This window comes from Flavobacteriales bacterium, assembly GCA_013214975.1.
Lineage (GTDB): Bacteria > Bacteroidota > Bacteroidia > DT-38 > DT-38 > DT-38.
The window spans coordinates 1-4,349 of record JABSPR010000455.1; the positions used below are offsets into that span (position 1 = coordinate 1).

Consider the following 4,349-nt stretch of genomic DNA (forward strand, 5'->3'; position numbering starts at 1 on the left):
CAACTAACAAGTTTAACCCTCCTACCGGTAATTTCACATCTGCCGCGAAAGTAGTTCCGGTTAACTCATATTGAACTTGTTTTGAAACTGGAAAGTTCTCAATTATGGTGTTTGCAGTTGCACTCAGATTTCCAAAAGTTGTAATCGCATCAAATCCAGGGAAATCTACTCCAGGATTCATTGATTGAAAAATCAATATAGAATCTTGCTGAGTTACAGTTATGCCTTCATAGAATAATATACTATCTGCATGGTCATTATAAAAGTCGAGGGCTGTATTAGCATGCGTACCCTGAAAGACCATTTCATAGTTTTTTACACCCATACTGATATAGGCGATTCCACTATCACCAACAACTGTAAATTCAACTCTCTTGGCCCTCGTAACTAATTCTTCAACAGTAGATGTAAATCCTACTCCCGCATAAACTGCTTCTATTGTAAGTTGATTTCCAGATACTGAAATATTTAATCCTTTGCTAAAGAAATCCATCACATTATTGATGAAAAAATCGGAAAGCGCAGCATTTACATCGCCGTTAAAAACCGGAATAATATATTCTGAACTATCCGTACCCGTTTCATTATATATCTGTAGAAGAACTGCTCCTGAAGTACCAGTAAATGTATACTGATCCATTTGCTTTTCATATCCTGTAGTATTTTGAGAAGCATACGTTGTAAAAGGCACACCAGGAACAATTGCCGCCAACGAAATAGTATTATCATTGCCCGAAGCTGTAATACCAAGTCCAGATAATGTTGTTGAATCAGCAGTAATGAAGTCACTTACCGTTTGATCTATGTTGCCAGAATAGGTTAAAGAATAGGTTGAACCGTTAATAAGAATATCAGCCGCACCGCAAGAACCAGCAATGACATGATCAACTTGCTGTGCTACCGGTGTCTGCGTAACTATTGAACTTACGAAAGGGTAACCAGCATTCTGTGCTGTTAGAATCAATGTGTCTGCGTTCGATGACACAACTACACCAATATCAGATAATATTTCTGCTGCGTCATCAGACAACACAAAATTATTGACAGTTGTAGTCTCATCTGTATCAAATTCGATAATATAAGAAGCCGAATTAATTGTCAATACTACAGATCCTGAATCACCTACAAATTCATATTTATCAACCTGGGCTATACTACCAGTTGTATTCAATACAGTATCAATAGTAAAAGGTGATCCTGCGATGCCGGTTAAGATAATAGTACTATCTGTGCTCGTTAGTGTAACATCGGCTATAGAAGTTCCACTCGCAAAACTAGCCGCTGCTGCATCAACCGTAGTTGTTTTTGTTGCAGTATAAGTAATACCGTCAATTATAACGTCTGCCGCACCTTGTGTACCTGTAAGCACTATTTCACTAACCTTAGCAACGCCACCATCAGTATTAGCTATACTAACATTTGGATACGTTCCATCTAACCCAAAGAACAACAACTGCTCTCCTTGGCTAACAACCTCAATATTCTCACTTGTTCTTATCGCATTTCCGTGGGTCGATACAAAATTCTGTGCGGTATTAGACAAGCTAGAACTATATGTAATCGTGTAAGAGTTTCCTTCTACCGTAACCTCCGCATTACCATTTTCTCCTGACAGATATAATATTTTTGATTTAAGAACATTCGTCCAAACAGTTCCTCCATCATAAGTTACCATTAACCCTTGTTTCGTTGCTGCATAAATTTTAGTACTTTGTGAAGGAGATGCGGCCATTTCAGCAACAAACTCCCAGTCTTCCGGGTTTGTAGCTGTACTCCATGTTGAACTTAATTCAACAAAACTAACTCCACTATTGGTCGATTTGTAAATACCTCCACCAACATAATCAGTGTAAGGACCATAAGACAATCCGGTACCAACATAAATATCTCCATTGGAAGCTTGCGTTATACTAGAAACAATTAAACTGCCTAATCCCTCACTTGCAGGCTCCCATGAGGAACCACCTGTGTGAGAAACAAATAGACCACCTGTTGCAGAACCTATAAATATTCTAGAATTATCGTCTTGGTCATATAGCACACAAGTAGCTTTACCACCAAAATTAGTTGGCCCTCTTGATTCCCATTGCAAACCCAAACTCTTTTGCATAGAAGCATTAGCCGCTTCTTGTGCTTTTATTACGTCTGCAGGATTAACCACACCCGTAACCTGATTTTTCAACGCATCAAGAAGAACGTTATTTGGCTTGCTTTGTTCAGAAGAATTTATATCGTTTAATTCAGAATCCGGGTTACCTTGAAAGGCATAGGATAGCGATACTGACAGTATGCTTAGCGTCCCAATTATTATTCTTAAATTCCTTCTCATCTTATCGAATTATTTGTTATTTAATGGTGGACCAAATTACGTTTTAAATAGCGGATAAAAAAGGTTTCATTTTATAAAAAACGCGTGTTTTCCAAGAGGATTTTAATTTTAAATATCACCTACTCAGGCAAGTAATATTTTCAATTAATTCAAATTTTTCCATGGTCCGTTTTGTACTTTAAGAAAGTACCCCAATTAACCAACCTTACCCTGAAATTATATAGGATTTATCCTAGATGCCTTTCGGCATGATAAGAGGATCTTACAAGAGGAGCAGACTCCACATATTTAAATCCTTTTTTAAGTCCTTCTTCTTTGAACATTAAAAATTTATCTGGATGAATAAATTCCGTGACTGGCAAATGTTTTTTTGTAGGTTGCAGATATTGCCCCAATGTCAGCACGTCACATTTCGATTCTAGCAAATCATCCATAGCTTCAAAAACCTCTTTCTCCGATTCCCCCAACCCCAACATGAGTCCAGATTTCGACCTAATTCCAGCAGCAGAGACTCGCTTAATCACCTCTAGGCTTCGCTCATATTTGGCTTGAATTCTCACTTCTTTAGTGAGACGTTTTACCGTTTCCAAATTATGCGAAATAATTTCAGGTTTGGCATCAATAACTAATTCCAAATTTTCCCATATACCTTGAAAATCCGGAATTAAAGTCTCCATAGTAGTTTCTGCATTTAGCCTTCTAATGGCAGCAATTGTTTTCACCCATATTTCGGCACCACCATCACTCAAATCGTCCCTATCAACAGACGTTACAACACAATGCTTAACGTTCATCAATTTAACAGCCTTGGCTACCTTGAGAGGCTCAAAAACATCTACTGCATCTGGCCTTCCAGTACTAACAGCACAAAAACCACAAGACCTCGTACATACATTACCCAATATCATAAAAGTGGCGGTTCCTTCTCCCCAGCATTCTCCTTTATTGGGGCAATTTCCACTATCGCAAATGGTATGTAATTTATTATCACTTACGATCCGTTGCAGTTCGGTGAACTCCGGACCACTCGGCAATCGAACCTTAAGCCAATCTGGCTTCTTAAGCTTATCTATTGAGGAAGCGTCACTCATATATCAATAATATTTTTTACCCACAAACACAGTTATATAGTAGGATAACATAAAATTAGACTTAGGGTTCAACGCCATAATTGGCAGCCCTTTTAAAAAAATATCAGCAGTCATTCCTACCTCAATTGCTAATACTCGATCAAAATAACTTGCAAAATCAAAATTCAATCCGATTTTCGAATATAGTCCAGGTGTGAATTTCAATTCATTCATTCCCAGCAAAGAAGATGCTTTACCTTTAATATTAAAATGGTCATGCTCATTGGCGTCGTATTTCATATCGTTAACAATAGGATTATTCTCCTCATCTAAAATATCGACTCCATTTTTATCAGTAAGAAATATCCTAAGATAAACTGGTTTTAAAATTGCCATATTGGGTCCAATATGATAGTTGAAATTAATAGAAATATTTTTCAGAGCAGCTTTATTTGCTAAGGACTTTTGCCTACCTATCCCAGCTCTATTAATCATTACTGCATTTAATTTACCATACTCGTACGATCTTCCATGACGGAAAGATTCTAGTGGATGCTCCTTGGGATGATGCATTCCGACAAACTCGAGAGAATAAGTTCTCTTTTTCAAATACGTGATACTTTTTACCGTCCTAAACGCTAAATGCATACCAATTCTATGAATTCCTCCGCCATACATATTCTCTGTTTTATATAAAACATCTTTGGCTGAGGTGTCTACAACGGCATCCATATTCCCATATAAGAATATGGGAAACAAAGACATCGTGATACAAATAAAAACAGGAAATTTCAATTTTAGTATTTACAGGATTCTATTCCATTTAACAACCATAACTTGAATGACGTTCAAACTATTACTAGTGAATTCTATATATTTATTACTACAAATAAATATACGGTAATCGCAGAAACAAGATACTAGTTAAGATGGAATGTCGGAAGATGGCA

Annotated in this window: 3 protein-coding genes; all 3 read right to left on the minus strand. The window is 37.1% G+C overall.

What is annotated here, in order from left to right; translation table 11 throughout:
* The coding region (locus HRT72_14090) for a hypothetical protein (GenBank protein ID NQY68840.1) at positions 1 to 2,329 on the minus strand (2,329 nt) is incomplete at its 3' end.
* A 227-nt stretch (positions 2,330 to 2,556) separates the two neighbouring features.
* A complete protein-coding gene (gene lipA / locus HRT72_14095; GenBank protein NQY68841.1) occupies positions 2,557 to 3,420 on the minus strand; it encodes a lipoyl synthase in 864 nt (287 codons plus the stop codon).
* 3 nt (positions 3,421 to 3,423) lie between these two features.
* A complete protein-coding gene (locus HRT72_14100; GenBank protein NQY68842.1) occupies positions 3,424 to 4,194 on the minus strand; it encodes a hypothetical protein in 771 nt (256 codons plus the stop codon).
* Positions 4,195 to 4,349: the final 155 nt, after the last annotated feature.